The 25,061-nt window shown below is 58.2% G+C and carries 25 protein-coding genes, 1 tRNA gene and 2 pseudogenes; 13 read left to right on the forward strand and 15 right to left on the reverse strand.

Going from position 1 to position 25,061, the window contains the following annotated elements:
* Positions 1–4: 4 nt before the first annotated feature.
* Together AC1RPZ_RS19500 and AC1RPZ_RS19505 are read left to right on the forward strand one after the other, a co-directional pair.
* Positions 5–718 carry a heme-copper oxidase subunit III family protein gene (locus tag AC1RPZ_RS19500; protein ID WP_493138557.1) on the forward strand — a complete coding sequence of 238 codons (714 nt, stop codon included), beginning with the start codon at positions 5–7 and terminating at the stop codon, positions 716–718.
* A 33-nt stretch (positions 719–751) separates the two neighbouring features.
* Positions 752–1,069: a cytochrome C oxidase subunit IV family protein gene (locus AC1RPZ_RS19505; protein WP_493063506.1), complete on the forward strand. Its 318-nt coding sequence runs from the start codon at positions 752–754 to the stop codon at positions 1,067–1,069.
* A gap of 52 nt (positions 1,070–1,121) precedes the next feature.
* Here AC1RPZ_RS19505 and AC1RPZ_RS19510 read toward each other — a convergent pair whose 3' ends face one another.
* From AC1RPZ_RS19510 to AC1RPZ_RS19540, 7 genes and pseudogenes are all read right to left on the reverse strand, one after another.
* Positions 1,122–1,676: a magnesium transporter gene (locus AC1RPZ_RS19510; protein ID WP_493138558.1), complete on the reverse strand. Its 555-nt coding sequence runs from the start codon at positions 1,674–1,676 to the stop codon at positions 1,122–1,124.
* A 492-nt stretch (positions 1,677–2,168) separates the two neighbouring features.
* Positions 2,169–2,372: pseudogene (locus AC1RPZ_RS19515) on the reverse strand (short-chain dehydrogenase); the annotation flags it as partial.
* A pseudogene (locus AC1RPZ_RS19520) lies at positions 2,308–3,922 on the reverse strand (Fic family protein). The pseudogenes AC1RPZ_RS19520 and AC1RPZ_RS19515, both read right to left, overlap by 65 nt.
* A gap of 328 nt (positions 3,923–4,250) precedes the next feature.
* Positions 4,251–4,324: transfer RNA gene (locus AC1RPZ_RS19525), tRNA-Gly, on the reverse strand.
* A gap of 249 nt (positions 4,325–4,573) precedes the next feature.
* Positions 4,574–5,458 carry an alpha/beta fold hydrolase gene (locus tag AC1RPZ_RS19530; protein ID WP_493138559.1) on the reverse strand — a complete coding sequence of 295 codons (885 nt, stop codon included), beginning with the start codon at positions 5,456–5,458 and terminating at the stop codon, positions 4,574–4,576.
* Positions 5,459–5,771: 313 nt separating this feature from the next.
* Positions 5,772–6,464 carry a 16S rRNA pseudouridine(516) synthase gene (locus AC1RPZ_RS19535; RefSeq protein ID WP_493138560.1) on the reverse strand — a complete coding sequence of 231 codons (693 nt, stop codon included), beginning with the start codon at positions 6,462–6,464 and terminating at the stop codon, positions 5,772–5,774.
* Between the two features lie 44 nt (positions 6,465–6,508).
* A complete protein-coding gene (locus AC1RPZ_RS19540) occupies positions 6,509–6,715 on the reverse strand; it encodes a cysteine-rich CWC family protein (protein ID WP_493138561.1) in 207 nt (68 codons plus the stop codon).
* 239 nt (positions 6,716–6,954) lie between these two features.
* Here AC1RPZ_RS19540 and AC1RPZ_RS19545 point away from each other — a divergent pair, with 239 nt between their 5' ends.
* Positions 6,955–7,191: a hypothetical protein gene (locus tag AC1RPZ_RS19545; protein WP_493138562.1), complete on the forward strand. Its 237-nt coding sequence runs from the start codon at positions 6,955–6,957 to the stop codon at positions 7,189–7,191.
* Positions 7,192–7,440: 249 nt separating this feature from the next.
* Positions 7,441–7,875 carry a hypothetical protein gene (locus AC1RPZ_RS19550; protein WP_493138563.1) on the forward strand — a complete coding sequence of 145 codons (435 nt, stop codon included), beginning with the start codon at positions 7,441–7,443 and terminating at the stop codon, positions 7,873–7,875.
* A gap of 54 nt (positions 7,876–7,929) precedes the next feature.
* Here AC1RPZ_RS19550 and dspII read toward each other — a convergent pair whose 3' ends face one another.
* A complete protein-coding gene (dspII, locus tag AC1RPZ_RS19555) occupies positions 7,930–9,042 on the reverse strand; it encodes an enoyl-CoA hydratase/isomerase DspII (RefSeq protein WP_493138564.1) in 1,113 nt (370 codons plus the stop codon).
* Positions 9,043–9,173: 131 nt separating this feature from the next.
* Here dspII and ung point away from each other — a divergent pair, with 131 nt between their 5' ends.
* Positions 9,174–9,866: a uracil-DNA glycosylase gene (gene ung / locus AC1RPZ_RS19560; RefSeq protein ID WP_123428115.1), complete on the forward strand. Its 693-nt coding sequence runs from the start codon at positions 9,174–9,176 to the stop codon at positions 9,864–9,866.
* 96 nt (positions 9,867–9,962) lie between these two features.
* Here the strand turns inward: ung and AC1RPZ_RS19565 are convergent, their stop codons facing one another.
* The 4 genes from AC1RPZ_RS19565 to AC1RPZ_RS19580 are packed head-to-tail and all read right to left on the reverse strand — an operon-like array spanning position 9,963 to position 14,014.
* The gene (locus AC1RPZ_RS19565) at positions 9,963–11,000 is read right to left on the reverse strand and encodes an AbrB family transcriptional regulator (RefSeq protein ID WP_493138565.1); all 1,038 of its coding nucleotides are present in this window, start codon (positions 10,998–11,000) and stop codon (positions 9,963–9,965) included.
* Positions 10,993–12,507, reverse strand: coding sequence for a tripartite tricarboxylate transporter permease (locus AC1RPZ_RS19570; RefSeq protein WP_493138566.1), 1,515 nt, complete (start codon positions 12,505–12,507; stop codon positions 10,993–10,995). The genes AC1RPZ_RS19565 and AC1RPZ_RS19570 overlap by 8 nt, the downstream gene beginning before the upstream one ends.
* A gap of 1 nt (position 12,508) precedes the next feature.
* A complete protein-coding gene (locus tag AC1RPZ_RS19575) occupies positions 12,509–12,967 on the reverse strand; it encodes a tripartite tricarboxylate transporter TctB family protein (RefSeq protein WP_493138567.1) in 459 nt (152 codons plus the stop codon).
* Between the two features lie 57 nt (positions 12,968–13,024).
* Entirely contained in the window at positions 13,025–14,014 is a 990-nt protein-coding gene (locus AC1RPZ_RS19580) for a Bug family tripartite tricarboxylate transporter substrate binding protein (RefSeq protein ID WP_493138568.1), read from the reverse strand.
* A 231-nt stretch (positions 14,015–14,245) separates the two neighbouring features.
* On the opposite strand from AC1RPZ_RS19580, the gene AC1RPZ_RS19585 reads away from it, so the two are divergent.
* Together AC1RPZ_RS19585 and AC1RPZ_RS19590 are read left to right on the forward strand one after the other, a co-directional pair.
* Positions 14,246–14,917 carry a response regulator gene (locus AC1RPZ_RS19585; RefSeq protein WP_493138569.1) on the forward strand — a complete coding sequence of 224 codons (672 nt, stop codon included), beginning with the start codon at positions 14,246–14,248 and terminating at the stop codon, positions 14,915–14,917.
* Positions 14,910–16,295 (forward strand): sensor histidine kinase, encoded by a 1,386-nt coding sequence (locus AC1RPZ_RS19590; RefSeq protein WP_493138570.1) that lies wholly within the window; start codon positions 14,910–14,912, stop codon positions 16,293–16,295. Before AC1RPZ_RS19585 ends, AC1RPZ_RS19590 begins: the two co-directional genes overlap by 8 nt.
* A 119-nt stretch (positions 16,296–16,414) precedes the next feature.
* Here AC1RPZ_RS19590 and AC1RPZ_RS19595 read toward each other — a convergent pair whose 3' ends face one another.
* Entirely contained in the window at positions 16,415–17,236 is an 822-nt protein-coding gene (locus tag AC1RPZ_RS19595) for an HDOD domain-containing protein (protein WP_493138571.1), read from the reverse strand.
* A 36-nt stretch (positions 17,237–17,272) separates the two neighbouring features.
* On the reverse strand, positions 17,273–18,214 hold the full coding sequence (gene ygfZ / locus AC1RPZ_RS19600) for a CAF17-like 4Fe-4S cluster assembly/insertion protein YgfZ (protein ID WP_493138572.1): 942 nt from the start codon (positions 18,212–18,214) through the stop codon (positions 17,273–17,275).
* 149 nt (positions 18,215–18,363) lie between these two features.
* On the opposite strand from ygfZ, the gene AC1RPZ_RS19605 reads away from it, so the two are divergent.
* Positions 18,364–18,618 (forward strand): FAD assembly factor SdhE, encoded by a 255-nt coding sequence (locus AC1RPZ_RS19605; RefSeq protein ID WP_019692540.1) that lies wholly within the window; start codon positions 18,364–18,366, stop codon positions 18,616–18,618.
* Entirely contained in the window at positions 18,602–19,054 is a 453-nt protein-coding gene (locus tag AC1RPZ_RS19610) for a protein YgfX (protein ID WP_493138573.1), read from the forward strand. Before AC1RPZ_RS19605 ends, AC1RPZ_RS19610 begins: the two co-directional genes overlap by 17 nt.
* Here AC1RPZ_RS19610 and nadB read toward each other — a convergent pair.
* Positions 19,023–20,639 (reverse strand): L-aspartate oxidase, encoded by a 1,617-nt coding sequence (nadB, locus tag AC1RPZ_RS19615; RefSeq protein WP_493138575.1) that lies wholly within the window; start codon positions 20,637–20,639, stop codon positions 19,023–19,025. The genes AC1RPZ_RS19610 and nadB overlap by 32 nt on opposite strands.
* A gap of 557 nt (positions 20,640–21,196) precedes the next feature.
* Here nadB and rpoE point away from each other — a divergent pair.
* The 4 genes from rpoE to AC1RPZ_RS19635 all read left to right on the forward strand — a co-directional run bounded on the left by rpoE (position 21,197) and on the right by AC1RPZ_RS19635 (position 25,039).
* Positions 21,197–21,778 carry an RNA polymerase sigma factor RpoE/AlgU gene (gene rpoE, locus AC1RPZ_RS19620; RefSeq protein WP_493138577.1) on the forward strand — a complete coding sequence of 194 codons (582 nt, stop codon included), beginning with the start codon at positions 21,197–21,199 and terminating at the stop codon, positions 21,776–21,778.
* Between the two features lie 31 nt (positions 21,779–21,809).
* Positions 21,810–22,397, forward strand: a complete 588-nt coding sequence (locus AC1RPZ_RS19625) for a sigma-E factor negative regulatory protein (RefSeq protein ID WP_493138578.1) — start codon at positions 21,810–21,812, stop codon at positions 22,395–22,397.
* Positions 22,398–22,405: 8 nt separating this feature from the next.
* Complete coding sequence (locus AC1RPZ_RS19630; protein ID WP_493138579.1) at positions 22,406–23,362, forward strand: MucB/RseB C-terminal domain-containing protein; 957 nt, start codon at positions 22,406–22,408, stop codon at positions 23,360–23,362.
* A gap of 246 nt (positions 23,363–23,608) precedes the next feature.
* Entirely contained in the window at positions 23,609–25,039 is a 1,431-nt protein-coding gene (locus AC1RPZ_RS19635; RefSeq protein WP_493138581.1) for a DegQ family serine endoprotease, read from the forward strand.
* Positions 25,040–25,061 lie beyond the last annotated feature (22 nt).

Genomic DNA, 25,061 nt, shown 5'->3' on the forward strand with positions numbered 1-25,061 from the left:
AGCCATGGCATCGCACCCAGCAGCCCCAGTCGAGTCCAGTTCATCCAATCCACCAAGCTCGCTGCCTGCAGCGGGATGGCAGGGCATCGCCAGCGACTGGTCCTCGGATAGGGAGGCTTTCAGGCAGGTCCCCTGGGGCAAGGCGATGATGTGGATATTCCTGCTCAGCGATACGTTTGTATTCACCTGTTTTTTAACCGGCTACATGTCGGTACGCATGACCATCACCAGCGCCTGGCCGAACCCCAGTGAAGTGTTCGCATTGACGATCGGCGGTAGAGAAATCCCACTTATTCTGATCGCCATCATGACCTTTGTGCTGATCAGTAGCAGCGGCACCATGGCGATGGCAGTCAATTTCGCCTATCGCCATGATCGCGCGAAAACCGCTGCCCTGATGCTGGCGACCGCAGCCTTCGGTGTGACCTTCGTCAGCATGCAGGCATTTGAATGGAGCAAGCTCATCGCAGAAGGGGTGCGTCCCTGGGGGAACCCCATGGGGGCGGCGCAATTTGGTGCCAGCTTTTTCATGATTACCGGTTTCCACGGGCTGCATGTGTCAGTCGGCGTCATCTACCTCAGCATTGTGGCGCTGAAAGTATTGCGGGGAGATTATGAGCGCTCCGGAAACTATCAGATCGTCGAGATAGCCGGGCTTTACTGGCACTTCGTGGACTTGGTGTGGGTGTTTATTTTTGCTTTCTTCTATTTATGGTAGATCGTGAACAGATTCTGAAGAGGAGCACTGATGATGGCGCATGCTCAGGGTCAGCAACATCCAATCAGTTTGTACCTTAAAATCTGGGGGCTGTTATTCGTCCTCAGCACGCTGTCGTATCTTGTCGACTATTTTCACTTCCAGGGCTACGTCAGGTGGTCCCTGATTATCACGCTCATGTTGTTGAAGGCAGGTTTAATTGTCTCCATCTTCATGCATATGGCTTGGGAACGGCTGGCCATGGTCTACGCCATATTGGTGCCACCGTTGTGTTTACTGGTGCTCGTCGGACTGATGGCCACCGAGGCGGACTATGTTTTCCTCAGTCGGGTCATTTTCTTCGGCCAATAAGTAACTTCCGGATGGCTTTAAGCCTCCAGGGGCTAGCCCGCAATAAATGGCTTTATATCGTTCGTTTGAACTGATGCCATTTGTGCAGCCAGGCTACTGTCCAGTGGGGGGCCGCTGTTCCCGTACCGGCGATCTTCAGCCTTGGATAATGTCCGATTACCCGGTCCAATATCGATTCCTGATCCGGCTCAACATCCACGAAGAAGATATGTTTACCCTCTTCTACCATCTGTTTAAAACTGCGGAAGTGAGTGTTTGGCACCTGGATACCAAAAAAACCGCCTTCCCAGATGCAGAAGCCCACTATAACAATGGAAAGGAAGATAAAAGGCACCCAGCCTGCGGCGGATTCGGTCCAGCCCAGCCAATAGGCACCGCCAAGGACCAGCGCCGCGAGTGGCACACCGACCACGGCACCAATCTCGCCAGAGTGAACAGCATCCTGTTTCATTAACGAGTTAACTTCGTGGAGGTGATGTTGTTCAACATCAGCAACTTTTTCACTGAGCACATGAATTTGTTCGGTATTGATGCCGTTGGCTTCCAATTCATTTTCAACGGTTTCAAGATCGTCGAGATTATCACTGATGTAATAGTGTCGATTCATGCCACACCTCCCATCTCGTGTTTGCTGTAGACCTCGTCTGTCCTGCAGCCGTCAACTGAGATTTGCAGTCGGTATCTGTACCCGTGGGGAACGTTACACACTTCATGCAATTCGAAAGAAGTATAGCACTCGCTAGCATGCATGGTTTGCGGTGTCAAGATCTAGAGGCGGCGCCAGGGCCTGGCGCGCGCCGACGAATTCTGCATCGCGGCGGCGGTAGCAGGTTCGCCCAACGAGGCCAAAACAGGTCCTGAAATCGGCCAAACTCCAGTTTAGAACTGTCGGAAAACCGGGAGGGCTCAGCACGCTGCATGACATCCGCTTGGGCACGCAGATGCGCGCCAAGGTTGTTTGCCGAGCTCCGGGCGCGATTGGGTCAATAGGCTGCGAATGATGCAGCGGCGACAACATGGCGAATCTTCCGATGCACAGCTAGTGCAACACTTGGTCTATAGAACACAAGGGGCGCCGAAACAGCGCCCCCTTGTGACGTCAGGACGGTTCTGCATCCATGCGTCGCGCAATGACATCCAGCACATCGCAACCGTCGCGCAAAGGTATGCAGCAGAGCAATGCAAAGTCGCTGAGAATGACCGAGTCAGTGGTGATGTCACCCCGCATCGCGAGGTTTTCAAGAATCTGCGTCACGGCTCGGATTCTGTAACTGGCCGTGCTGAGCAGTGAGTGCAGCGGTTGGAATCACTCTGCGCTGCCCCCCCATCTCACGATCCTCAAACGCAGAACGCACGGCCTCCACTACGCGTTCTGCCATGCGCTCATCTTCAAGCTGCGGGTACCCTTTCTTTAGCTTGCCGGACACCACCCAGCCGTTCTCCTTGATGGAGCGGATGATGCGGTTCGCATCCTGGTCTGGCATCTCCAGTACTTCTTTCAGCCGGTCCTGAGCTCGCTGAAAGATCACCAGTACTCTGGCTTCATCCGCCATTTCCTTTCGAATCGTGTGCTCGACGACACGTGCGGTGTACAGGACGTGTTCGGTCAGATCGAGATAGCGCCAGGCAAAGCACGCGTCCTCGTATTCATCGAAGATGAAATTGCTGCGAGTCCCGTCCTCATAGGTCACGAGTTCGCCGAACCGATAGGCCGCTGCGTAACGTCGCATGAACGGTCGCGAGAACACTTCGAGCGTACGGTCGTAGCCGGCCCTGAAGTCGATCGAACTTGTGATTGTGGCTGACACCGGCAATATCACGCCGTCGGGCACTGCCTTATCCCGAATAAGGGTGTCGTTGATCAGGAAGCGATGAATCCGGCCATTGCCATCGCGCATGGGATGTATGTACACAAAGCCAAATGCCAACACAGCGGCACGTGCCACTGACTCCGCACCTCGAGTTGCGACTTCAAACTCGTTGAGTCCTGCCAATAGCTGAGCGAGATCCGCGAAATGTGGGGCAATGTAATGCACGATGTCCTCGTGCATCGTGGCTTGTCCCACAAACACAGGAGAGCGCCGCAAGCCCAGTCCGATAGCATCCCGCCCCAGAATGCCAGCTTGCAGGGACTGCAGGCTGTCGTTGCTCAACGGGTCTTCGATATGACCGCAGTACTGGCCAATGACATGGGCAAACCGCCGGATGCGATCGGCCTGGTCGGCTTCCTTTTCGATGAGAAAGCTCGCGCGTGATTCCTTGAACGTCAGCCAACTGGCCGTACGCATCAGGATGTCGGCACCAAAGGCCTGATCCAACTCATCCAATGCCTTGCGTAGATCGAATTGCAGAGCGTCCTGCACTGCTGCCGTACGGCGAACCAAGGGGCAGAACTCAGCCGTCCCCGGCAGATTGTTATTGACTCGCCAGCGCCGTGTTCGCAGTGCCTTGTGACGAGTCAGGTAATCTTGTGGCGAAAGTACATCAACATAAACCGCCATTGGTCACGTCTGGCACATCCAGACGTTGCCCTGTCAGCCATTCGTAGAGGAATCCCGTGCGGCGGGCATACTGGCCGAATGGCTCCCGCCGACACCAGTCTTCGATAGGCTGCGGACCTATGGCCGCAAACAGGCGGGCGAAGAACTCGAGATGGATTTCTTCGTACTTGAGGCCGAATTCGAAATGTCCTGCGAAATCGTCTGCGGGCCGATAGCTTGCCGGATACCGGTTCTCCACATTTCCGTCACTTTCGCGACTGACACGTACAGTGCCGATCATCGAGTCGACCCGTAGGGGCTGTGCCAGTGCGATGTCGTAACGGTTTGCGAGGGTCTTGTAACCGACTTGCATTGACGAAATCCATTACTGGGGCAATAAAAACGCTAACAGAACATCGATCATATGCGAAAACGCTAATTTCCGTAGATATGAAAATGTTAACGCTTGATGAAATTTGATAATAAATCCGTGTTTTTAGAAAAAAACGCTAACAGACTTCAGGGTAGTCGCTAACGCCCCGAGAGCACTTACTCATCGATCAGCGGACAACGGACGAAAGTGGGGGGATGCCTCAGAGCCCGATTCCACCAAATCCCAGACACAAAAAACCGGCCATCAAGGCCGGTTTTTTCTTTACCTGCATCCCCCGTCAAAAAAAGACGTGAGACTGAAATCTGATTGGAGCGGGTGAAGGGAATCGAACCCTCGTTATCAGCTTGGGAAGCTGGAGTAATGCCATTATACGACACCCGCTCAGAGCGGCTGACTTTGTACCAGATGTGGCCGGGGATTTGAAGTTTTTCTTTGGCAGATCTGTGTTTACGTGGGTTTTTGCAGGTTTGGACGGGCAGGGGCATGCCTCGTCGGCGGCTGGGTTCAGCGCGGGCGATGGGCGGAAATACACAGGGTTTGAAACCGTGTTGCGGTCTGTCGCGGGCAAGCCTCGCTCCTGCAGGTAATGCGTGTACCTAGGAAGACGAGGTTGCTCGCGAGGACGCTGTTTCAAATGGCCAATGCATGATGGTCCTGGATGAAGTGGGAGCGCGTTCGGCCTTCATGGTGGGCCGGTTTCAGGAAGCTCATCAGTGCATGGCGGCTGTCTCGGCAGGCGGCTTTGTGTTCCATGTCGAGGAAGTGGCCGGTGGCCTGGATAGTACTGAACGTGCTGTGTTGCACATGGTCGCCGAACAGTCGGGCATCACCGGCGGCGGTGTATTCGTCCCATTCACCGTTCATGAACAGCACCGGCACGTCGATTTGCTTGGCGGCCTTGAGGTAGCACTGGCGGTCGCTGTTGAGCACACTGCTGATGTGAAAGTGCATTTGCCCGTATTCGTGTTCGGCCAGGGTGCTGACGTGGCGATAGTTGAAGCGTTTGAACAGCGATGGCAGGTGCTTGCCGATGGTGTTGTTGACCAGGTGGCCGACACGGTCGCCGTCGAGCTTGCCGAGGTAGTCGACACCGCGCTCCAGATAATCGCGCATGTGTTCGTTGACCACCGGCGAGAACGAGCTGATCACGGCTTTTTCGATCCGGCGCGGGCGCTGCGCCAGAGCGATCATAGTGGCTGAGCCCCCCCACGAGAATGACATCACGTGTTCCGCGGCGAAATGGTCGATCAGCTCAAGGAGGATCTGCCCTTCGACTTCCTTGGTGAGCATTTTCTCGTGCCGATTGTGGGCTTTTGACTTGCCCGCGTAGGGCTGGTCGTACAGCACCACATTGAATTGCGGGTGCAGGTTTTTCACGGTTTGTGCAAACGATGCAGTGGTGGCCATCGAGCCGTTGACCAGAATGATGGTCTTCTCTGCGGCGTCTGCGCGATAGAACTCCGTGTAAACCCGGTACTGACCTTGTATATCCAGCACAGCGATTTCTGGCCTCATGTCATAAGACTCCTGGCAAGCGGGTATGCGCGCAATGAGATTGCACGAGCTTTGTGACAGGTAGGCATACGCCTGGAATTTTTGAGCCCATGTCGATCCGGTGGCGGCTGGTCGACGGGTATTGTTATAGGCGGGCAATCTGCCGGGAGAAGGCGGAGCCTGATGGCTCACTACCGGCAAAAAAGTTTCTTAGAAGTATGTTGTGACTCGTCGGTCACATTTGGGCCGACGTCCTGATTCAAGCAGGGGAGGGGCGATCGCGCAAGTGCTGTTAGTAAATTGTTCGACAGCTTCTGCTCAGCGGTCGCTTGCTTCAGATCAGCTGGATCTCTTCGTCGCTCAGTGGGCGGTACTCACCCGGTCTCAATGTGTCATCGAGTACCAGCGACCCCATGCGCTCGCGATGCAGGCGCATGACCTTGTTATCGAAGTGGCCGAACATCCGCTTCACCTGGTGATAACGGCCCTCGACGATGCTCAACCGTGCACATTTTTCGCCCAGCACAACCAGTTCGGCAGGCTGGGTGGTGAGATTCTCAAAGGCGAAGTACAGGCCTTGGGCGAAGGTCTGTGCGTACTCTGGCGTTATCGGTTGTTCGGTTTCGACATAGTAGACTTTTGGCAGTTTGGTCTGCGGTTGAGTCAGGCGCCGCGACCAGGAACCGTCGTTGGTGATCAGCATCAACCCGGTGGTGTTGAAGTCCAGTCGCCCGGCGATATGCAGGTCGTCCCTGTCGGGTTCAAGGATCAGGTCGAGGACGGTCGGGTGTTCCGGGTCGCGAGTGGCGCTGACGCAGCCGGGTGGTTTGTTCAGCATGAAGTAGCGCGGTGGTTTGCCGAGCTGAAGAACTTGATCGTCGCACTCGACACGGCTGAACTCGCGCACTTCAAAATGCGGGTCGCTGACGATCTGCCCGTCGACCTTGATCCGCCGTTCCACCAACAGCAGACGCACCTGTTTTCGGTTGAAGCGGGGCAGGTTGCTGAGGAAACGGTCAACGCGCATGACGGTCGGCAGATCGGAAAAGGGCGCGCATCTTACTCGACGGGCTAGCGAGTTGCTTGCAGTTGCGCCTCGACCTGAGCGCAGCTCGGGCACAGGCACGACTGGTCGCGCAGTTCGGCGGGCAGCGCCAGAAGCACCGCCGGGTCGATAGTCACGGCGTAGCACCAGCAGGCCTGGTCGGCGGTTCGTGGGTCGGCCAGGCTGCAATCGTTACCGGCGCCACAGGCCGGGCAGAGGTCAGGTTTATTCATCGCTGGAGTGGGGCGCTTCTGTGCAGGTTCGGTTACGGTCGGTCAGTTTGGCACGGTACATTGTCTGGTCGGCGCGTGACAGCAGGCTGTGCAAGTTGGACCGGCCGCTGATCTGAAGTTCTGAGCAAAGAGGCACTTGGCGGCTGTGACAGAGTCTTAATCAATGTCAGCCGTTTAGTGTTCCGACTGGCAGCAACCCGCGTTTTCGGGATGTACTGCCTGCGGTCCAGGAGGCCGTCATGTACCGTCGAATCTTGCTTGGTGTGTTGTTTGGCTTGAGTCTTTCCGCCTGTTTTTACTACGCAGAACCCGGCTACTACGGTCCAGAGGTGTACACCGTGCCGGCACCTTATTACTACAGGCCTTATTACTATGGTGGTTACTACTATGGCCCTCGCTATTACGGCGGTTATCGCCATTATTACCATGGTGACCATGACCGCGGGCGCGGGGGAGATCGCCATGAGCACGATTGAAATCAGGTAAGGCGAGCGGGCTCAAATGCTTTTTCAATCCCTTCATTTCACGGCTTTTTGCGGGTAAGGAAGCGCCGTTTTTTCATGCCTGCTTCCAGCGGTCGAGAAGCGTTATCTGTTACTTGTTTCAATGTGTTTCAAAATCGCACCAGATTCCAATTTTGTTGTCAGATATTTCGTCAGTCAGATTCATTGGCTGCCGCCGACCAGCGTCGCTGGTATGGCTCATTCGCGGTCCAGGAGGCCGCCATGTATCGCCGATTTCTTCTCATCGCTTCATTGGGTTTGACGCTTTCTGCTTGTGTACCCTATTACGACGAAGGTCCCGGTAATTACAGCTCTGAGGTCTACACCTCGCCGGCGCCAGCTTATTACTACGGAGGTGGACCTTATTACGCCGCACCCCCTGCGCGTTACTACTCGTCGCCGCGCTACTACGAGCCAGCGCCGCGTTATTACCAAGCCCCGCCGCGTTATTACCAGGCAGCACCGCGAGTCGAGTACCGCGTTTACCAGAACCGTGGCTGGGATGACCGCGACCGCCATGGCTGGGGTCATCGCGAAGAGGGTGGCCATGGCCGCCGGGAATGGGATGATCGGGGGCATCGTGACGGGCGTGATCACGACAGGCATGGTGACCGTGATGGTCGCGATGGCCGCCGCAGTTGGGATGGCCACCGCTAAGCCTTGCAACGAACAAGCGGCGCATTCAGCGCCGCTTTTTTTATGCCTGAAATTTCAGTAACCCGACAAATCCGCCAGCGGATGTCGACCTTCCCAGACCTTATGGAAATGCGCCTGGACCACCGCTTCAGGTATCGTGTTGATGTCCGGCCAATGCCAATGTGGCTTCTGGTCTTTGTCGATCAAGCGAGCACGAACGCCTTCACTGAATTCCGGGTGACGGCAGCAGTTCAGGCTCATGGTGTATTCCATCTGGAATACCTCGGCCAATGAAAGGTGCCGAGCACGCTGGATCTGCTCCCAGACTAGATGAGCGGTCAGCGGGCAACCTTCGTGCAGGGTTTTCGCCGCGCGGGCCAGCAGCAAGTCGCGGTGATCGCGCAACAGACTGATGGCGCGCCAGGCACAGCAAACATCGCTGACATCCAGTAACTCATCAATCTGCTGGCGTCGAGGCAGCCATTGCGCCTCGGGCAGGTGCACGACGGCTTCTTGCTGCAAGGCCTTGAGCAGGCTGTTGAGCTGCATTGGCGTCTGTTCCTGCCAATTCAATTGCAGTAGACCTTCGATGAGTTCTTCCTGCTGTTCATCCAGCAAGAAGCGGTCAGCCAGGTCCAGATCAATGGCGTCGCGTCCGTTCATCTGCGCGCCGGTCAAGCCAAGAAACAGGCCGAGCGTGCCGGGCATTCGCGAGAGAAACCAACTGGCGCCAACATCCGGGTACAGGCCGATGCTGATTTCGGGCATAGCCAGGCGACTGCTTGGGGTGACGATGCGGATACTCGCGCCTTGCAGCAATCCCAGGCCGCCACCGAGGACGTAACCGTGGCCCCAGCAGATCAGCGGTTTAGGGTAGGTGTGCAAGCGAAAATCAAGGTGATATTCCGCCGAGAAAAATTGCGCAGCCAAGGGCGGCACTTCACCAGGATGGGTTCGACAGGCTTCTACCAGGCTGCGCACCTCGCCGCCGGCGCAAAACGCCTTGGCGCCGTTACCGCGTAACAGCACGCAGACAATTTGCGGCTCTTTGGCCCAGGCATCCAACTGATCGCTCAAGGCTCTGATCATCGGCAGCGAGAGGGCGTTCAGGGTTTTTTCGGCATCCAGGCTGGCAATGCCGATACGTGCGCCGTCCGTGCCGGTGAGTTCTTCGAAGTGCAGATTCATTTTGACCTCGATGACTGAATTGAACGTTCAGTATGATCGCTGTATGAGAAAGTGCTGGATCAGTGTCAGATCAATTGACAAGCGCGGTGGGCTTTCCTAGGGTTCGCCCCATTGAATACTCGGGTGTAACCATGACTGCTGAAGACCGTATCAAACTCGAACCGAGCTGGAAGGAAGCACTGCGTGCCGAATTCGACCAGCCTTACATGGCTGAGTTACGCGAGTTTCTGCGGCAGGAAAACGCTGCCGGCAAGGAAATCTATCCGCCGGGGCCGATGATCTTCAACGCCCTCAACTCGACGCCGCTGGACAAGGTCAAAGTGGTGATCCTCGGCCAGGACCCCTACCACGGCCCGGGTCAGGCCCATGGCTTGTGCTTCTCGGTGCAACCGGGTGTACCGGCGCCACCGTCGCTGGTGAACATCTATAAAGAGTTGAAGCGCGACCTGAACATCGACATCCCGAACCACGGTTACCTGCAAAGCTGGGCCGATCAGGGCGTGCTGATGCTCAACACCACCATGACTGTGGAGCGGGCCAATGCCAACGCCCATGCGGGCAAGGGCTGGCAGTATTTTACCGATCGGATTATCGAGGTGGTCAGCGAACATCAGCCCCATCTGGTGTTTTTGCTGTGGGGCGCTCATGCGCAGAGCAAACAGAAACTGATCGACGCCACCAAGCACCTGGTGTTGACCTCGGTACATCCGTCGCCGCTGTCCGCCTATCGCGGATTTCTCGGTTGCGGGCACTTCAGCCGCGCCAACAAGTTTCTTGAACAGAATGGCGAGACGCCGATCGAGTGGCGGTTGCCACCCGTTTGAAAAGCATCGCGAGCAAGCTCGCTCCCACATTGGATCCCTTGCGTGTCGGAAATCCTGTGGGAGCGAGCTTGCTCGCGATGGGGGCACCTCGGTCTATCAGACGGTATCCGGTAACCGGTTCCAATACCTGAACAACGGCTCCGCCAGAAACAGCACAAACAACAACCGCATCACCTGCATCGCTGTGACCAAAGGCACCGAGAGTTGCAAGGTTTCAGCGGTCAGGCTCATTTCCGCAATGCCACCCGGCATCATGCCCAGGGTCAGTGAACGCAGGTCCAGTTGGGTCAGCGCACTCAGCCCCAGCGCCGCCAGTGTAGCGATCAGCATGGTCAGCGCCGTTCCGATCAGGGTCCGGCCCATGAACGACGGTGCGCGACGAAAGAACTGCCGATTGAAGTGACAGCCCAGGCCACTGCCGATCAGCCATTGGCCGATCTGACTGCCGCCATGGGGCAGGCCGATATGCAAATCCCAGCCAATGCTCACCGCCGCGCTCACCAGCAAGGGGCCGAACAGCCAGGGGTTGGGTTGCCGCAAACGTTGCCAGATCCAGGCGAGCAGGGCGCCCGCCGGGAACAGCAGCGCCAGCCAACGCCAATCGACGCTCGCAGGATGCTGTAAAGGAACACCTTCGCCGAGCAGGTATTTGAACGCTGCCGGCACGCAAAGCACCACCACCAGCACCCGAAGACTTTGCCCTGCCGCAACCCGGCTGAGCACGGCGCCATTGCGTGCACCGAGGTTGACCATTTCACCGGAACCGCCCGGCATGCTGGAGAAAAATGCGGTGGCGCGATCTTCGCCGGTGCGCCGCAGCAACCAGACTCCGACCACTGCCGACAGGCTGGTGACCAGTGCGCCGAAGAAGATCAGGCCAAAGTGGCTCATGACCTGCTCGATCACCACCGGGGTGAAGTGCAGACCAATGCCGATGCCCACGATCCACTGGCCGCATTTACGCCCGCCAGGGATCTCTGCCAGTTGCCAGGGTGTCAGGCAGCGCACCAGGATGATCGCCAGCAACGAGCCGACCATCCACGGCAGCGGCCAGCCGATCTGGCTGGCGAGATAACCACCCAGCAGGCCGACCAGCGGTGTTCCCCACCAGCTTTTGAAAGGCCGATCAGACATCGGCGATTGCACGCCGCGCCATGGAGCGTTTGCGCCAGATGCGCAGGATCGGCATCAGCAACATGATTGCAGTCAGTACCCAGCAACCGAAGGTGATGGGGCTCGACCAGAGGATTTCCAGTGCACCATTGGAAATCGACAGTGCGCGACGCAGGTTCTGTTCCATCAACCCGCCGAGGATGAAACCCAGCAGGACCGGCGACAACGGGAAATCGAGCTTGCGCAGGATGTAGCCGAAGATACCGATGCCGATCATCAGGAACAGGTCGAAGGTCGTCGCGTGCACGGCGTAAACACCGATCCCGGTAATGATCGCGATCACCGGCACCAGCGCCCAGTTCGGCACCGCGAGAATGCGGGTAAAGATGCGGATCATCGGGATATTGAGGATCACCAGCATGACGTTGGCGACGAACAACGAAGCGATCAGGCCCCAGACGATGTCCGGTTGCTGTTGGAACAACAGTGGCCCCGGAGTGATGTTGTACAGCGACAGTGCGCCGATCATCACCGCCGTGGTGCCCGAACCCGGTACGCCGAGGGTCAGCATCGGTACCAGCGCGCCGCAGGCTGCACCGCCGATGGCGGTTTCCGGTGCCGCGAGGCCACGTTTGTCGCCCTGGCCGAAGGTGCCGCTGGCGCCAGCGATACGTTTCTCGGTCATGTAGGCAACGGCACTGGCCAGTGTCGCGCCGGCACCTGGCAATACGCCCATGATGAACCCGAGAACGCCGCAACGAATATTCACCACGAACACCGAGGCGGCTTCTTTGAAGTTGAACATCATGCGCCCGGTGGCTTTCACGGCTTCCTGACCGTGATGGGTTTTTTCCAGCAGCAACAGGATTTCACTGATGGAGAACAGGCCCAGCACCAACACCACGAACTGTATGCCGTCAGTGAGGTGGATGTTGTCTCCGGTAAAACGGTAGACACCGCTGTTGGCATCGATCCCGACGCACGACAGAAACAACCCGATCAGCGCGGCGATAAAGGTTTTCAGCGGTCGATCACCGGCCATGCCACCGAGGCAGACAATGGCGAAGACCATCAGCACGAAGTACTCCGCCGGGCCGAAGGCGATGGCCCATTTCGCCAGCAGCGGGGCGAACAGCACCATGCCGCAGGTGGCGATGAACGCACCGATGAACGAGCTCCAGGCCGACAACGACAGCGCCACCCCGGCCATGCCCTGGCGAGCCATCGGGTAGCCGTCGAGGGTGGTCATGACCGTGGATGCTTCGCCCGGGATGTTCAGCAGAATCGAGCTGATCCGCCCGCCGTACTCGCAGCCCAGGTACACCGCCGCCAACAGGATCAATGCGGACTCCGGTGGCAGGCCGAGGGCGAAAGCGATCGGGATCAACAACGCCACGCCGTTGATCGGCCCCAAGCCCGGCAATAGGCCGACCACTGTGCCGATCAGGGTGCCGCACAACGCGGTGACCAGGTTGTAAGGGGTCAATGCGACGCCGAAACCCTGGCCGAGGTAGTTAAGGGTATCCATATCAGTTCTCCAGAACGTCGAGCAGACCCAACGGCAGTGGCACGTCCATCAACCGGTCGAACAGCACGTACAGACTGACGCTCATCAAGCTGGTGATCACCACGCTGGGCAACCAGCGGCCACCATACAAACGGGCCATCGGTACGCCGATGAGGATGCTGGAAACAATGAAACCCAGTGGTTCGAAGGTGCCTGCGAATACCAGCAACAGAACGACACAGATACCGATCTTGGTCAGGGTTTCACGGTCCAGTGGTGGCTCGTCTTCGCTGTGTTTGATCGGCGCAGGGCGAAACACCATGTACAGCAGTGCCACGCTCATCAAACCGAGCATCAACAACGGGAAGGCTCTTGGGCCGACGGGTTCATAGGAAAAAGCCGCCTGATAGGGCCAGGCCATCAGTGCCAGGCCAATGCAGACCAGCAACAGCGCCGAGGCAAAAATGCGTTGTAAGAGCATGACAAACTCCTGGGCCAGCCCCTTGAGGCGCAGGGGCTGGCCGTGAGACAGAGGCGATTACTGAATCAGGCCGAACTCTTTGGCCAGCAGTTTGTAGTCCGCTACCTGCTTCTTCACGTAGGTGTCCAGCTCTGGGCCGGTCATGGCGAACGGGAACAGTGCACGCTGATTGCGCAGCTTGGCGAACTCTTCCGACGCCAGCAGTTTGTCGAAGGCGTTTTTCCACCAGGCGTATTCCGCGTCGCTGACTTTTGGCCCGAGGTAGAAACCGCGAACCACTGGCCAGACGATGTCGTAGCCTTGCTCTTTGGCGGTCGGAATGTCCTTCATTTCCGGCTCGTCCAGACGCTCGTTGGCGAACACGGCCAGCAGGCGCATGTCACCGCTCTGAATGTGCGGCATGGAGTCGGAGATGTCGGTGCTGCCGACCTGGATGTGGCCACCCAGCAAGGCTGTGGCGATTTCGCCGCCGCCTTCGAGGGCGACGTAACGCAGGTCGCGCGGATTGATCCCGGCGGCCTTGGCGATCAATGCGGTTTGCATCCAGTCCTGGCTGCCAACCGTGCCGCCGGAACCGATCACCACTTTGCTCGGGTCTTTCTTCAACGCCTGAACCAGATCGTCGAGGTTCTTGTAGGGCGAATCGCTTTTCACCGCGATGGCGCCGTAGCTGGTGCCAACCGCCGCCAGCCAGCGCACGGCGCTTTCATCGAAGCGCCCGAATTTGCCTTGGGCCAGGTTCAGCAGCGAGCCGCTGGACCAGGCCACCAGAGTGCCGGCATCCGCAGGGCGCTGGGCAACAACGGCGTTATAAGCCACCGCGCCGACACCGCCGGGCATGTAAGTCACGCGCATCGGTTTGCTTAGCAGCTTTTCGTTCACCAGCGCGCTTTGCGCCAGTTTGCAGGTCAGGTCGAAGCCACCGCCAGGGGATGCCGGGGCGATGCATTCCGGGCGCTTGGGTTCGCCGGCGACGTCGGCCAACAGTGGGCCGGCGAACAGCAGGCAGCTGGCCGCCAGGGCGAATTTGCGCAGTGATGGGTTCATGTGGATCTCCGTAATTATTGTTCTTATTGGCGAAAACGCTTCGAGGCGTTTTTCGGGTATCGACTGCCAGTGTACGGCCGTCGAGACGGTCCCTGACTGGACTCTAGCGATCCAACCTTTCACGAACCTTTCAGCAGGTTTTCACGGTTTTCGGGCTTCACAGCGGCGGATGCGGCTGTAAACTCCGCGCCAAAGAATGGCGTCGACCATCCCCGAATGAGGTAAAGATCCATGCGTGTTCTTCTCGTCGAAGACCATCTGCAGTTGGCCGAAAGTGTTGCCCAAGCGCTCAAGAGCACCGGCCTGACCGTCGATGTGCTGCACGATGGGGTGGCCGCCGACCTGGCCTTGAACAGCGAGGAGTACGCGGTAGCGATCCTTGATGTCGGTCTGCCGCGCATGGACGGTTTCGAGGTGCTGGCGCGTTTGCGCAGCCGTGGAAAAAACCTGCCGGTGCTGATGCTGACCGCCCGCAGCGACGTCAAGGATCGGGTTCACGGGCTCAACCTTGGCGCCGACGACTACCTGGCCAAACCCTTTGAGCTGACCGAGCTGGAAGCGCGGGTCAAGGCCCTGTTACGCCGCAGCGTGTTGGGTGGCGAACGCCAGCAACGCTGTGGCGTATTGGTGTATGACCTGGACACCCGGCGCTTCACCCTTGGCGATGAGTTGCTGACCCTGACCTCCCGCGAACAAGCGGTGCTCGAAGCGTTGATCGCACGCCCTGGGCGAGTGATGAGTAAGGAGCAACTGGCCTCGCAAGTGTTCGGCCTGGACGAAGAGGCCAGCCCCGACGCCATCGAAATCTACGTCCACCGCTTGCGCAAAAAACTCGACGGCCACGCGGTGGCAATCGTGACCTTCAGGGGGCTCGGTTACCTGCTGGAAAGCCGCGATGCATAAGCCCGGCAGTCTGCGCTGGCGGCTACTGTGGAACCTCGCGTTGTTGCTGGTGGTGTTGATGGTCGCCAGCGGTTTGAGTGCCTACTGGAACGGTCGCGAAGCGGCCGATACGGCGTATGACCGAACCTTGCTGGCCTCGGCGCGAACCATCGCCGCCGGCCTTTCCCAGAGAGACGGCAGCCTCAGCGCCGATGTGCCTTACGTGGCGCTGGACACGTTCGCCTACGACAGTGCCGGGCGGATTTACTACCAGGTCAACGACATCCATCAGCATCTGATTTCCGGTTACGAAAACCTCCCCGGACCACCGCCCGGCACGCCGCGAACCGATGACTACCCAGCGCTGGCACGGTTCTATAACGCCATTTACCAAGGGCAGAATGTGAGGGTGGTGAGCCTGCTCAAGCCGGTAACCGAGCCGAACATGAACGGCATGGCGGAAATTCGCGTGGCGGAAACCGATGAAGCGCGCGTGCGCATGGCCCGCAGCCTGATGACCGATACCCTTCTGCGTCTGGGCATGCTGGCGGTGGGGGCGTTGCTGTTGGTGTGGTTTGCGGTGAGCGCGGCATTACGCCCGCTGGAGCGTTTGCGCACGGTGGTGGAAGAGCGGCAATCGGATGACCTTCGGCCTCTGCCGCTGGTGGAAGTGCAGCGCGAATTGTGGCCGCTGGTGCGCGCCCTTAACCACTTCACCGAACGTTTGCGTGGGCAGTTCGAGCGTCAGGCGCAGTTCATCGCCGATGCGGCCCATGAGTTGCGAACGCCGTTGGCGGCCCTCAAGGCAAGGCTGGAATTGGGGTTGCGGGCGAGCGAGCCAGACACCTGGCGCAACACATTGGAGAGCGCTGCTCAAGGCACTGATCGGCTGACTCATTTGGCGAATCAATTGCTGTCGCTTGCACGCGTCGAGAACGGTGCGCGGGCGATTGCCGAGGGTGGGGCGCAGTTGCTCGATCTGAGTCAATTGGCTCGTGAGTTGGGCATGGCCATGGCGCCGTTGGCCCACGCGCGGGGCGTTGCTTTGGCGTTGGAGGCTGACGAGCCAGTGTGGCTGCGGGGCGAGCCAACGCTGTTGAATGAACTGTTGAGCAACCTGGTGGATAACGCCTTGGCCCATACGCCCCCCGGCGGCAACGTGATCTTGCGCGTCAGTGCGCCAGCGGTGCTTGAGGTTGAGGATGATGGGCCGGGGATTCCTCTTGAGGAGCGCGACCGGGTGTTCGAGCGCTTCTACCGGCGTAATCAGCAGGTGGCGGGTTCAGGTCTGGGCCTGGCGATTGTCGGTGAAATCTGCCGCGCCCATCTGGCCCAGATCAGCCTGCACGATGGCGCGCAGCGCGGGCTGAAGGTTCGCGTAAGTTTTATCGCCGGGTAATTTTGTCGTGCCTGTTCTGGCGCTATCGCGAGCAAGCTCGCTCCCACATTGGATCCCCTGTGTGTCGGAAATCCTGTGGGAGCGAGCCTGCTCGCGATGGGGGCGCTGCGGTTTCTTGATCAGTAGAACATCGAGCGCGATTCTTCCAGATCGCTGCACACCGCGTTGCTCTCTGGATCAATCCCCAGTTTTTTGAACGCCGGCACGCCGAGTACATCGATTCTGGACAGCGGATGATCGGTGTCCTTGTGGCAATACAGGCTGGCAATCTGCACCAGGTCGACATAATCAACCTGCCTGGACTCGCGCTTGAAGTCCAGATACAGCCCCGGCAGTTTCACCAGCATTTCCGGAAACTCCCAGACCTGCAGCAGCTTGTCACCGAGCAACGGATGAATCTGCTCGATCACATGGTTGAGGCTGACCGGGTCTGACAGCAGCTCGTAGTGGTCTTCGGCGTAGGTGAGAATCGGCAGCACGCCGATCTGATGCACCAGCCCGCCAAGGGCCGCCTGATCCGGTTTCAATTGGGTATGGCTGCGGCACAGCGCATAGCTGACGCCAGCGATTTCCAGACTCTTGCGCCAGACTTCGCGCATCTTCTGTTCCACCACTTCGGAGCGGGCATGGAAAATCTGTTCCATGACCAGACCGATGGCCAGGTTGCTGCTGTAATTGATGCCCAGTCGGGTGATTGCCGTGTGCAGGTCGGTCACTTCCTGAGCCGCACGCAGCAACGGACTGTTGACCACCTTGATCAATCGCGCCGACAGCGCCGTGTCGCGGCCAATGACTTTGCTCAGGGTGGCGACGCTGATTTCCGGGTCTTCGGCAGCCTTGCGAATCTGCAAGGCCACTTCCGGTAACGTTGGCAGAACCAGATCATCGTTATCGATGGCCTCAACCAAATCCTGTTGGACCTTTTCCGCCAGCTCGCTCATTTAGTTTCTCTAGGGTATTGCAAAAAAATGCTGCAATTAACGCTGGATCTCACGATCACGATCCAGTGGGTAAGGCAGGTCGAGCAGGTGCAGGGCCGGGCCCTCCAGGGCGCCAAGGTGCAGGTCGCCACTGTCTGCTGCTTCGGCTTGCAGCACCGCCAACAGCTCGATGCTCTGTTCGGCGCGAGCGGCGATCACCACTTCACCAATGGAACTGCCGTGGGTTGGGGAAAACAGTGCGGTGCCGGGCTCGGGCAGTTCGCTGGCGTCGAGTTGCAGGCGATACAACCGGCGTTTGAGTTTGCCCAGGTACTGCATGCGCGCGACGATTTCCTGGCCGGTGTAGCAACCTTTCTTGAAACTCACACCGCCCACCGCTTGCAGGTTGAGCATTTGCGGAATGAACAGCTCGCGGGTGCTCGGCATGACCTGGCCAATACCTGCGCGGATCTGCCCCAGCAGCCACTGATTGAGCGTGCCTTGCGCCAGTGTTGCCAAGAGCTTTTCGTTCAAGGCTTCAGCCTGGTCGGCAGCAGCCCATAGCTCGGTACGGCCGGGAGAAACGCGAATGGCGATCAAACCGTTATTGCGCGTTACCGAGTCGGTTTCCTGGGGAGCATCGAGGCCAAGGCTGGCCAGCGCCGCATCGGCATCGTTCAGGCCAAAGCGAACCCAGGCGGCGCTTTCGTCGGTCAATTTTGACTTGGAGAACACCGCGTACTTTTTCAGGTCTGCCAGTTGCGGCTCCAGCAGCTCGCTGGCCATCGCCAACAGCACACCGTCACCTTCCAGCAGGATGCGAAAACTCGACTGCATGCGACCTTTCTGGGTGCAGCGAGCACCGAGGCTGGCCTGGGTGTCGCTCAGGTAATTGAGGTTGCAGGTCAATTGTCCCTGAAGGAACTTGCTGGCGTCGGAGCCGCGAACGGCGAGCACGCCTTCATGGGACAAGGTGCAGAAAAAAGCAGAATCGGCCATGGGTCATCGCAGGGTAAAGAGTCTGGAGGACATCATAAGGGGGCGCCCTTGAAATGGGTAGTTCACAAAGGTTCGAGGGGGCCCGACCAAAGCCGACTGTTCGACAGGGATTGGGGCTGTATACTTGCGCTCTATTTGAGGAGCGCTCCATGGTCGAAGATGTTGAACTGAACCGCCTCTATTGGCACAGCCGCCGCGGCATGCTCGAGCTTGATGTGTTGCTTGTGCCGTTTGTCAAAGAGGTCTATCCGCACCTCAACGATGTCGATCGCGAGTGCTACCGCAAACTGCTCGAATGCGAAGATCAGGACATGTTCGGCTGGTTCATGGAACGCGCCGAATCGGAAGATCCAGAGCTGCAGCGCATGGTTCGCATGATTCTGGACCGTGTCCAACCCAAGTAACTCGTTTGAGTGCCGCTGGCATGCCTCACGGCAATTGCTGGCGGCCTATCTTCTCGCCCAGCTGTTCGCGCTGGGTTCGCTGTTTCTTCTCTCTATACCGTTAGGGGCCAGTTTGCTCGGCGTTGCGCTGTGCGTGGCTCACGGTATCTGGATGCTGCCGCGACAGATTCTGCTGACACACCCGCAGGCATTCCGCGGCTTGCGTCGGGACGCTGATGGTTGGCAGTTGTGGAATCAGCTGTCGGGTTGGCAAACAGTGCAATTACGTCCAGACAGCCTGGCGCTACCGTTGGTCGTCGTGTTGCGTTTTCGTTTGCGCGGCGAGCGGCGGGTACGGGCGATCTGTGTGCCGCGCGATGCGCAGGCGGCGGATGTTCACCGACGCCTGCGGGTCCGGCTCAAGTTCAGTCGGCGTAGGTGGGCGGCACCAGAATAGTGTCCAGCGCCTCTGGCAGCATGTTCGGGTAATCGAGGGTGTAATGCAGGCCGCGGCTTTCCTTGCGCTCCATGGCTGAGCGAATCATCAGCTCGGCCACCTGAGCCAGGTTGCGCAGTTCGATCAGATCCCGGCTGACTTTGTAGTTACTGTAGAACTCGTCGATCTCGTCCAGTAGCAGGCGCACACGATGCTGCGCGCGTTGCAGGCGCTTGTTGGTGCGCACGATACCTACGTAGTCCCACATGAACCGCCGAAGTTCATCCCAGTTGTGCGCAATGATCACGTCTTCGTCGGAATCGGTCACCTGGCTGGCGTCCCAGGCGGGCAGGGCGCTTGGAATCGCGACGTGCGGCAACTGCTCAAGAATGTCCGCCGCCGCCGAGCGGGCGTAGACGAAGCATTCCAGCAGCGAGTTACTGGCCATGCGGTTGGCACCGTGCAGGCCGGTGAAGCTGGTTTCGCCAATGGCATACAGGCTTGGCACGTCGGTGCGGCCGTGTTGGTCGACCATGACACCACCGCAGGTGTAGTGCGCGGCCGGAACCACCGGGATCGGCTGCTGGGTGATGTCGATGGAGAATTCCAGGCAGCGTTCGTACATCGTCGGGAAGTGCGACTTGATGAAGGCTGCAGGCTTGTGGCTGATGTCCAGGTACACGCAGTCGATACCCAGGCGCTTCATTTCATGGTCGATGGCCCGGGCGACGATGTCTCGTGGCGCCAGCTCGGCACGCGGGTCAAAACGCTGCATGAAGCGTTCGCCGTTCGGCAGCTTCAAGTGTGCGCCTTCACCGCGCAGGGCTTCGGTAATCAGGAAGCTTTTGGCTTGCGGGTGGTAGAGGCACGTAGGGTGGAACTGGTTGAACTCCAGATTCGCCACCCGGCAGCCCGAACGCCAGGCCATGGCAATACCATCGCCGCAAGCGCCGTCGGGGTTGCTGGTGTAGAGATAAACTTTCGCGGCACCGCCGGAGGCGAGGATCACGAAACGCGCGCCGTAGGTATCGACTTCGCCGGTGCTGCGATTGAGCACGTAGGCGCCAAGGCAGCGATCACCTTCCAGGCCCAGGCGCTTTTCGGTGATCAGATCAACGGCAACCCGTTGCTCCAGCAGCTCAATGTTCGGCCGTTGTCGTGCTTGATCAAGCAAAGTATTGAAAATCGCAGCGCCTGTGGCATCGGCGGCATGAATGATGCGCCGATGGCTGTGGCCGCCTTCGCGAGTCAGGTGAAACTCGAAACCGCCGTCTTCAGGGCTGGACTGTTCGTCACGGGTGAACGGTACGCCCTGATCGATCAGCCATTGAATTGCTTCGCGGCTGTGCTCGACGGTAAAGCGTACGGCGTCTTCGTGGCACAGACCGCCGCCAGCGTTGAGGGTGTCATCGACGTGGGATTCGACGGTATCGGTGTCATCCAGCACGGCAGCGACGCCGCCCTGGGCCCAGTAGGTCGAACCGTTGGCGAGGTTGCCTTTGCTCAGTACGGCAATGCGCAAATGATCGGGCAAAGTCAGTGCCAGACTCAAACCGGCAGCGCCGCTGCCAATCACCAGAACATCGTGTTGAAACTGTTGGCTCATTTCAGGATTCCGCTCAAAGCGACCCGGGTCGGGGTTGGCGCAAGACACCTGAATCGGCGAGTCGAGACAGCCACACAGCGTACTAGTATATAGAGGGGTGGATCGGCACAATAGTCGGGCCTACGTGGCAATGTGAAACTACTGTGACGGAAAAGGCAGGAGGCTGTGTAGGGTGATTTACCGGCCGGATCGACGATAAGGCAGCCTGATCGCCGATGAAACGCTATTTTTCGCCGCGTGGTCATACATTATTCGTTTCGCACGACTATAAAGGTTGGGAACTTTGCCGGGCGTCCAAGCTCAATAGAAGGTTGCCTGAAACAAGGAACAGCGTCGGTTTCACGCAGGATTTGTGTTTTGGTCATTGCGGGTGGATTCGACGACAAGATTATTCGCGCAGCCGGCCCAGCCCGTGCTGCGTCTTTCGTGTGTGCCAAATCAGAGCACGCAGGAAACTTGCTTGGAGGGGGAGAACTTTTGCGAAAAGCCCGAGTCTATGTTTGCAAGCTTGATCGATTAGTTATGCAAGCCTCCTCCGAGCTCATCGAGGAGTGTTCATGCTAACCCAGGAAGAGGATCAGCAGCTGGTCGAGCGCGTTCAACGCGGCGACAAGCGCGCTTTCGATCTGCTAGTGCTGAAATACCAGCACAAAATTCTCGGGTTGATCGTGCGTTTCGTGCACGACACCCATGAAGCCCAGGATGTCGCACAAGAAGCCTTTATCAAGGCCTACCGTGCACTTGGAAATTTTCGCGGCGACAGCGCGTTTTATACGTGGCTTTACCGCATCGCCATTAACACGGCGAAAAACTATCTGGTTTCACGCGGTCGTCGGCCGCCGGATAGCGATGTCAGTTCTGAAGATGCGGAGTTCTACGATGGCGATCATGGCCTCAAGGATCTCGAGTCGCCTGAACGTGCATTGCTGCGTGATGAGATCGAAGACACCGTCCATCGAACCATCCAGCAACTGCCAGAAGATTTGCGTACGGCTTTAACTTTACGTGAATTCGATGGTCTGAGTTACGAGGACATTGCGAGCGTCATGCAGTGTCCGGTGGGTACCGTGCGCTCCCGGATTTTCCGCGCTCGGGAAGCCATCGATAAAGCCCTGCAGCCGTTGTTGCAGGAAAGCTGAGACAGCGGCGACAGCCAAGAGAGGAACCGCCATGAGTCGTGAAGCCCTGCAGGAATCGCTGTCCGCAGTGATGGATAACGAAGCGGACGAACTGGAATTACGTCGGGTATTAAATGCCTTTGACGATGTTGAAACCCGCGAGACCTGGGCCCGTTACCAAGTCGCTCGGGCAGTCATGCACAAGGACCTGCTGATCCCGCGTCTGGATATTGCTTCGGCCGTTTCTGCTGCCCTGGCTGACGAAGCCGTACCGGCAAAAGCCACTCGTGGTCCATGGCGTAGCCTGGGGCGTCTGGCGGTGGCCGCATCGGTGACCCTTGCTGTTCTGGCTGGCGTGCGTCTGTACAACCAGGATGAGATCGCTGGTGTCGAATTGGCCCAGCGCTCCACTCAACCGGCTCTGGCCGTTCCTCAAGTAAAAGGTCCAGCCGTTTTGGCAGGCTACAATGAGAGTTCGGAAGCCACGGGTCCTATGGCCAATGGCGTATTGCAAGGTCAGCCGGGCTGGCACGATCAGCGTCTGCCAGGCTACTTGCGCCAACATGCTCAACAAGCTGCACTAAAAGGCACTGAAAGCGCTCTGCCTTATGCCCGTGCGGCAAGCCTGGAAAACCGTTAAGGAGGATCATGCGCGCCATACCTCTACTTACGCTGTTGCTCACTGGCTGGTTTGTTGTTCCAGCCTATGCCGATGAGGCTCAAGACTGGTTGACCCGTCTGAGTCAGGCCGAACAACAGCAAAGCTTCCAAGGTACTTTCGTCTACGAGCGTAACGGTAGTTTTTCTACCCACAACATCTGGCATCGCGTCCAGGATGGCAAAGTCCGCGAGCGTTTGCTTCAGCTCGACGGTTCTGCTCAGGAAGTCGTGCGCATTGATGGGCATACTCAATGCGTCAGCGGCAACCTGGTGGCGGGGCTGGGGGATACTCCCGACTCTTCTGCTCGTGCACTTGATCCACAAAAGCTCAAGAATTGGTACGACCTTGCCGTCATCGGCAAGTCGCGTGTGGCTGGGCGCCCGGCGGTGATTGTTTCACTGACGCCGCGTGATCAGCATCGTTATGGTTTTGAATTGCACCTTGACCGCGAAACCGGTCTGCCGTTGAAGTCATTGCTGTTGAATGACAAGGGGCAGTTGCTGGAGCGTTTCCAGTTTACCCGGTTGGATACTGACGCACCGGCTGAGCGTGATCTGCAAGCCAGTTCCGAGTGCAAGGCTGTGGCGCTCGACAGCGACAAGGCATTAGCGGTGAAAACCGCTCAGGCATGGCATTCCGACTGGTTGCCACCAGGCTTTGAACTTAGCAGCAGTAGCGCGCACAAGGATCCGGAGACCAAAGTCCAGGTCAGCAGCCTGATGTATGATGATGGTCTGGCGCGTTTTTCGGTATTCCTGGAGCCGCTCAATGGCGCAGTGGTTACCGATACACGTACTCAGTTAGGCCCGACCGTCGCGGTCTCACGGCGTTTGACAACGCCGGATGGCGAGATGATGGTCACCGTAGTCGGTGAGATTCCGATCGGTACCGCTGAGCGGGTTGCGCTCTCTATGCGTACCGATGCCACTGCGGCCAAGCAGTGAGTTGATCCAGTGATACTCATCGAGCACGAGTTGATTGTGAAGGGGCCAGCAATTGTCCATTCCACAATTGAGATGTCGAAATGTTTGGTGAGCATTTCAATTTGCAAAATCCCCGAAAATTTTCTATAGGTCAGAGCCCCACGGCTCTGGCCTTGTTTGTTGTTCCCGGAACAAAAGTACCGGTGTATGTTTCCCGGTATTCCTTGCTCCATATCGCTTAACCATGCTCGTCGTAACGGGAGCCGTATGTCGATACCACGTTTGAAATCCTACCTCTCCATTTTTGCCGCTGTATTGGTACTCGGTCAGGCGGTCGGTGCCCAGGCGGCCGAACTGCCTGATTTCACGCAGCTGGTCGAGCAAGCCTCGCCTGCGGTGGTGAACATCAGTACCACGCAGAAACTGCCGGATCGCAAGGTCTCCAGTCAGGATATGCCGGACCTGGAAGGCTTGCCGCCGGCGCTGCGCGAGTTTCTCGAGCGTGGCATGCCGCCGCAGCAGCGTTCGCCTCGTGGTGGTCGCCAACGTGAAGCGCAGTCCCTGGGTTCGGGGTTCATCATCTCGTCGGATGGCTACATCCTGACCAACAACCATGTGATCGCTGACGCAGATGAAATCCTCGTGCGCCTGGCTGATCGCAGTGAACTCAAGGCCAAACTGATCGGCACAGACCCACGCTCTGACGTGGCCCTGCTGAAGATCGATGGCAAAGACCTTCCGGTTCTGAAACTGGGCAAATCCCAGGACCTGAAAGCCGGACAATGGGTTGTCGCCATCGGTTCTCCGTTTGGTTTTGACCACACCGTGACCCAGGGCATTGTCAGCGCCATTGGTCGTAGCCTGCCGAACGAAAACTATGTGCCGTTCATCCAGACTGACGTGCCGATCAACCCGGGTAACTCCGGTGGTCCGCTGTTCAACCTGGCGGGCGAAGTGGTGGGGATCAACTCGCAGATCTACACCCGTTCCGGTGGTTTCATGGGGGTGTCGTTCGCGATCCCGATCGATGTCGCCATGGATGTTTCCAATCAGCTGAAAAGTGGCGGCAAAGTCAGCCGCGGCTGGTTGGGTGTGGTCATTCAGGAAGTGAACAAGGATCTCGCCGAATCCTTCGGTCTGGAGAAACCGGCCGGTGCGCTGGTGGCTCAGATCCAGGACGGTGGCCCGGCCGCCAAAGGTGGTTTGCAGGTCGGTGACGTGATCCTGAGCATGAATGGTCAGCCGATCGTCATGTCAGCGGATCTGCCGCATCTGGTAGGCGCGCTCAAGGCGGGTGAGAAAGCAAATCTTGCAGTGATTCGTGACGGCAAGCATAAAAACGTCGAGCTGACGGTTGGCGCGATTCCGGAAGAAGGCAAAGAGCTCGATACCCTGGCCAAGCCTGGTGTCGAGCGCAGCAGCAATCGACTGGGCGTAGCCGTGGTCGAATTGAGCGAAGAGCAGAAGAAAGCCTACGACCTCAAGGGCGGCGTGGTGATCAAGGAGGTTCAGGACGGTCCTGCTGCCCTGATCGGCCTGCAGCCAGGCGACGTGATTACTCACTTGAACAATCAGGCGATTGGTTCGACCAAGGAGTTCACGGAAATCGCCAAGGCACTGCCGAAGAACCGCTCGGTGTCGATGCGGGTCTTGCGTCAAGGCCGTGCCAGCTTCATTACCTTCAAACTGGCCGAGTAAAGCGATTAGTCGCTGAATAAAA

It is taken from the genome of Pseudomonas sp. GW822-FHT02D10, from assembly GCF_058802345.1.

What these genes read in the sequence shown, in the direction of transcription:
- AC1RPZ_RS19580 (WP_493138568.1), bottom strand. Translation starts at nt 14,014, where the DNA reads ATGAACCCATCACTGCGCAAATTCGCCCTGGCGGCCAGCTGCCTGCTG.
- AC1RPZ_RS19570 (WP_493138566.1), bottom strand. Translation starts at nt 12,507, where the DNA reads ATGGATACCCTTAACTACCTCGGCCAGGGTTTCGGCGTCGCATTGACC.
- AC1RPZ_RS19590 (WP_493138570.1), top strand. Translation starts at nt 14,910, where the DNA reads ATGCATAAGCCCGGCAGTCTGCGCTGGCGGCTACTGTGGAACCTCGCG.
- AC1RPZ_RS19565 (WP_493138565.1), bottom strand. Translation starts at nt 11,000, where the DNA reads ATGTCTGATCGGCCTTTCAAAAGCTGGTGGGGAACACCGCTGGTCGGC.
- rpoE (WP_493138577.1), top strand. Translation starts at nt 21,197, where the DNA reads ATGCTAACCCAGGAAGAGGATCAGCAGCTGGTCGAGCGCGTTCAACGC.
- AC1RPZ_RS19530 (WP_493138559.1), bottom strand. Translation starts at nt 5,458, where the DNA reads ATGAGGCCAGAAATCGCTGTGCTGGATATACAAGGTCAGTACCGGGTT.
- AC1RPZ_RS19635 (WP_493138581.1), top strand. Translation starts at nt 23,609, where the DNA reads ATGTCGATACCACGTTTGAAATCCTACCTCTCCATTTTTGCCGCTGTA.
- nadB (WP_493138575.1), bottom strand. Translation starts at nt 20,639, where the DNA reads ATGAGCCAACAGTTTCAACACGATGTTCTGGTGATTGGCAGCGGCGCT.
- AC1RPZ_RS19625 (WP_493138578.1), top strand. Translation starts at nt 21,810, where the DNA reads ATGAGTCGTGAAGCCCTGCAGGAATCGCTGTCCGCAGTGATGGATAAC.
- dspII (WP_493138564.1), bottom strand. Translation starts at nt 9,042, where the DNA reads ATGAATCTGCACTTCGAAGAACTCACCGGCACGGACGGCGCACGTATC.
- AC1RPZ_RS19510 (WP_493138558.1), bottom strand. Translation starts at nt 1,676, where the DNA reads ATGAATCGACACTATTACATCAGTGATAATCTCGACGATCTTGAAACC.
- AC1RPZ_RS19575 (WP_493138567.1), bottom strand. Translation starts at nt 12,967, where the DNA reads ATGCTCTTACAACGCATTTTTGCCTCGGCGCTGTTGCTGGTCTGCATT.
- AC1RPZ_RS19500 (WP_493138557.1), top strand. Translation starts at nt 5, where the DNA reads ATGGCATCGCACCCAGCAGCCCCAGTCGAGTCCAGTTCATCCAATCCA.
- AC1RPZ_RS19630 (WP_493138579.1), top strand. Translation starts at nt 22,406, where the DNA reads ATGCGCGCCATACCTCTACTTACGCTGTTGCTCACTGGCTGGTTTGTT.
- AC1RPZ_RS19505 (WP_493063506.1), top strand. Translation starts at nt 752, where the DNA reads ATGGCGCATGCTCAGGGTCAGCAACATCCAATCAGTTTGTACCTTAAA.
- AC1RPZ_RS19545 (WP_493138562.1), top strand. Translation starts at nt 6,955, where the DNA reads ATGTACCGTCGAATCTTGCTTGGTGTGTTGTTTGGCTTGAGTCTTTCC.
- ygfZ (WP_493138572.1), bottom strand. Translation starts at nt 18,214, where the DNA reads ATGGCCGATTCTGCTTTTTTCTGCACCTTGTCCCATGAAGGCGTGCTC.
- AC1RPZ_RS19535 (WP_493138560.1), bottom strand. Translation starts at nt 6,464, where the DNA reads ATGCGCGTTGACCGTTTCCTCAGCAACCTGCCCCGCTTCAACCGAAAA.
- AC1RPZ_RS19605 (WP_019692540.1), top strand. Translation starts at nt 18,364, where the DNA reads ATGGTCGAAGATGTTGAACTGAACCGCCTCTATTGGCACAGCCGCCGC.
- AC1RPZ_RS19595 (WP_493138571.1), bottom strand. Translation starts at nt 17,236, where the DNA reads ATGAGCGAGCTGGCGGAAAAGGTCCAACAGGATTTGGTTGAGGCCATC.
- AC1RPZ_RS19550 (WP_493138563.1), top strand. Translation starts at nt 7,441, where the DNA reads ATGTATCGCCGATTTCTTCTCATCGCTTCATTGGGTTTGACGCTTTCT.
- AC1RPZ_RS19585 (WP_493138569.1), top strand. Translation starts at nt 14,246, where the DNA reads ATGCGTGTTCTTCTCGTCGAAGACCATCTGCAGTTGGCCGAAAGTGTT.
- AC1RPZ_RS19540 (WP_493138561.1), bottom strand. Translation starts at nt 6,715, where the DNA reads ATGAATAAACCTGACCTCTGCCCGGCCTGTGGCGCCGGTAACGATTGC.
- ung (WP_123428115.1), top strand. Translation starts at nt 9,174, where the DNA reads ATGACTGCTGAAGACCGTATCAAACTCGAACCGAGCTGGAAGGAAGCA.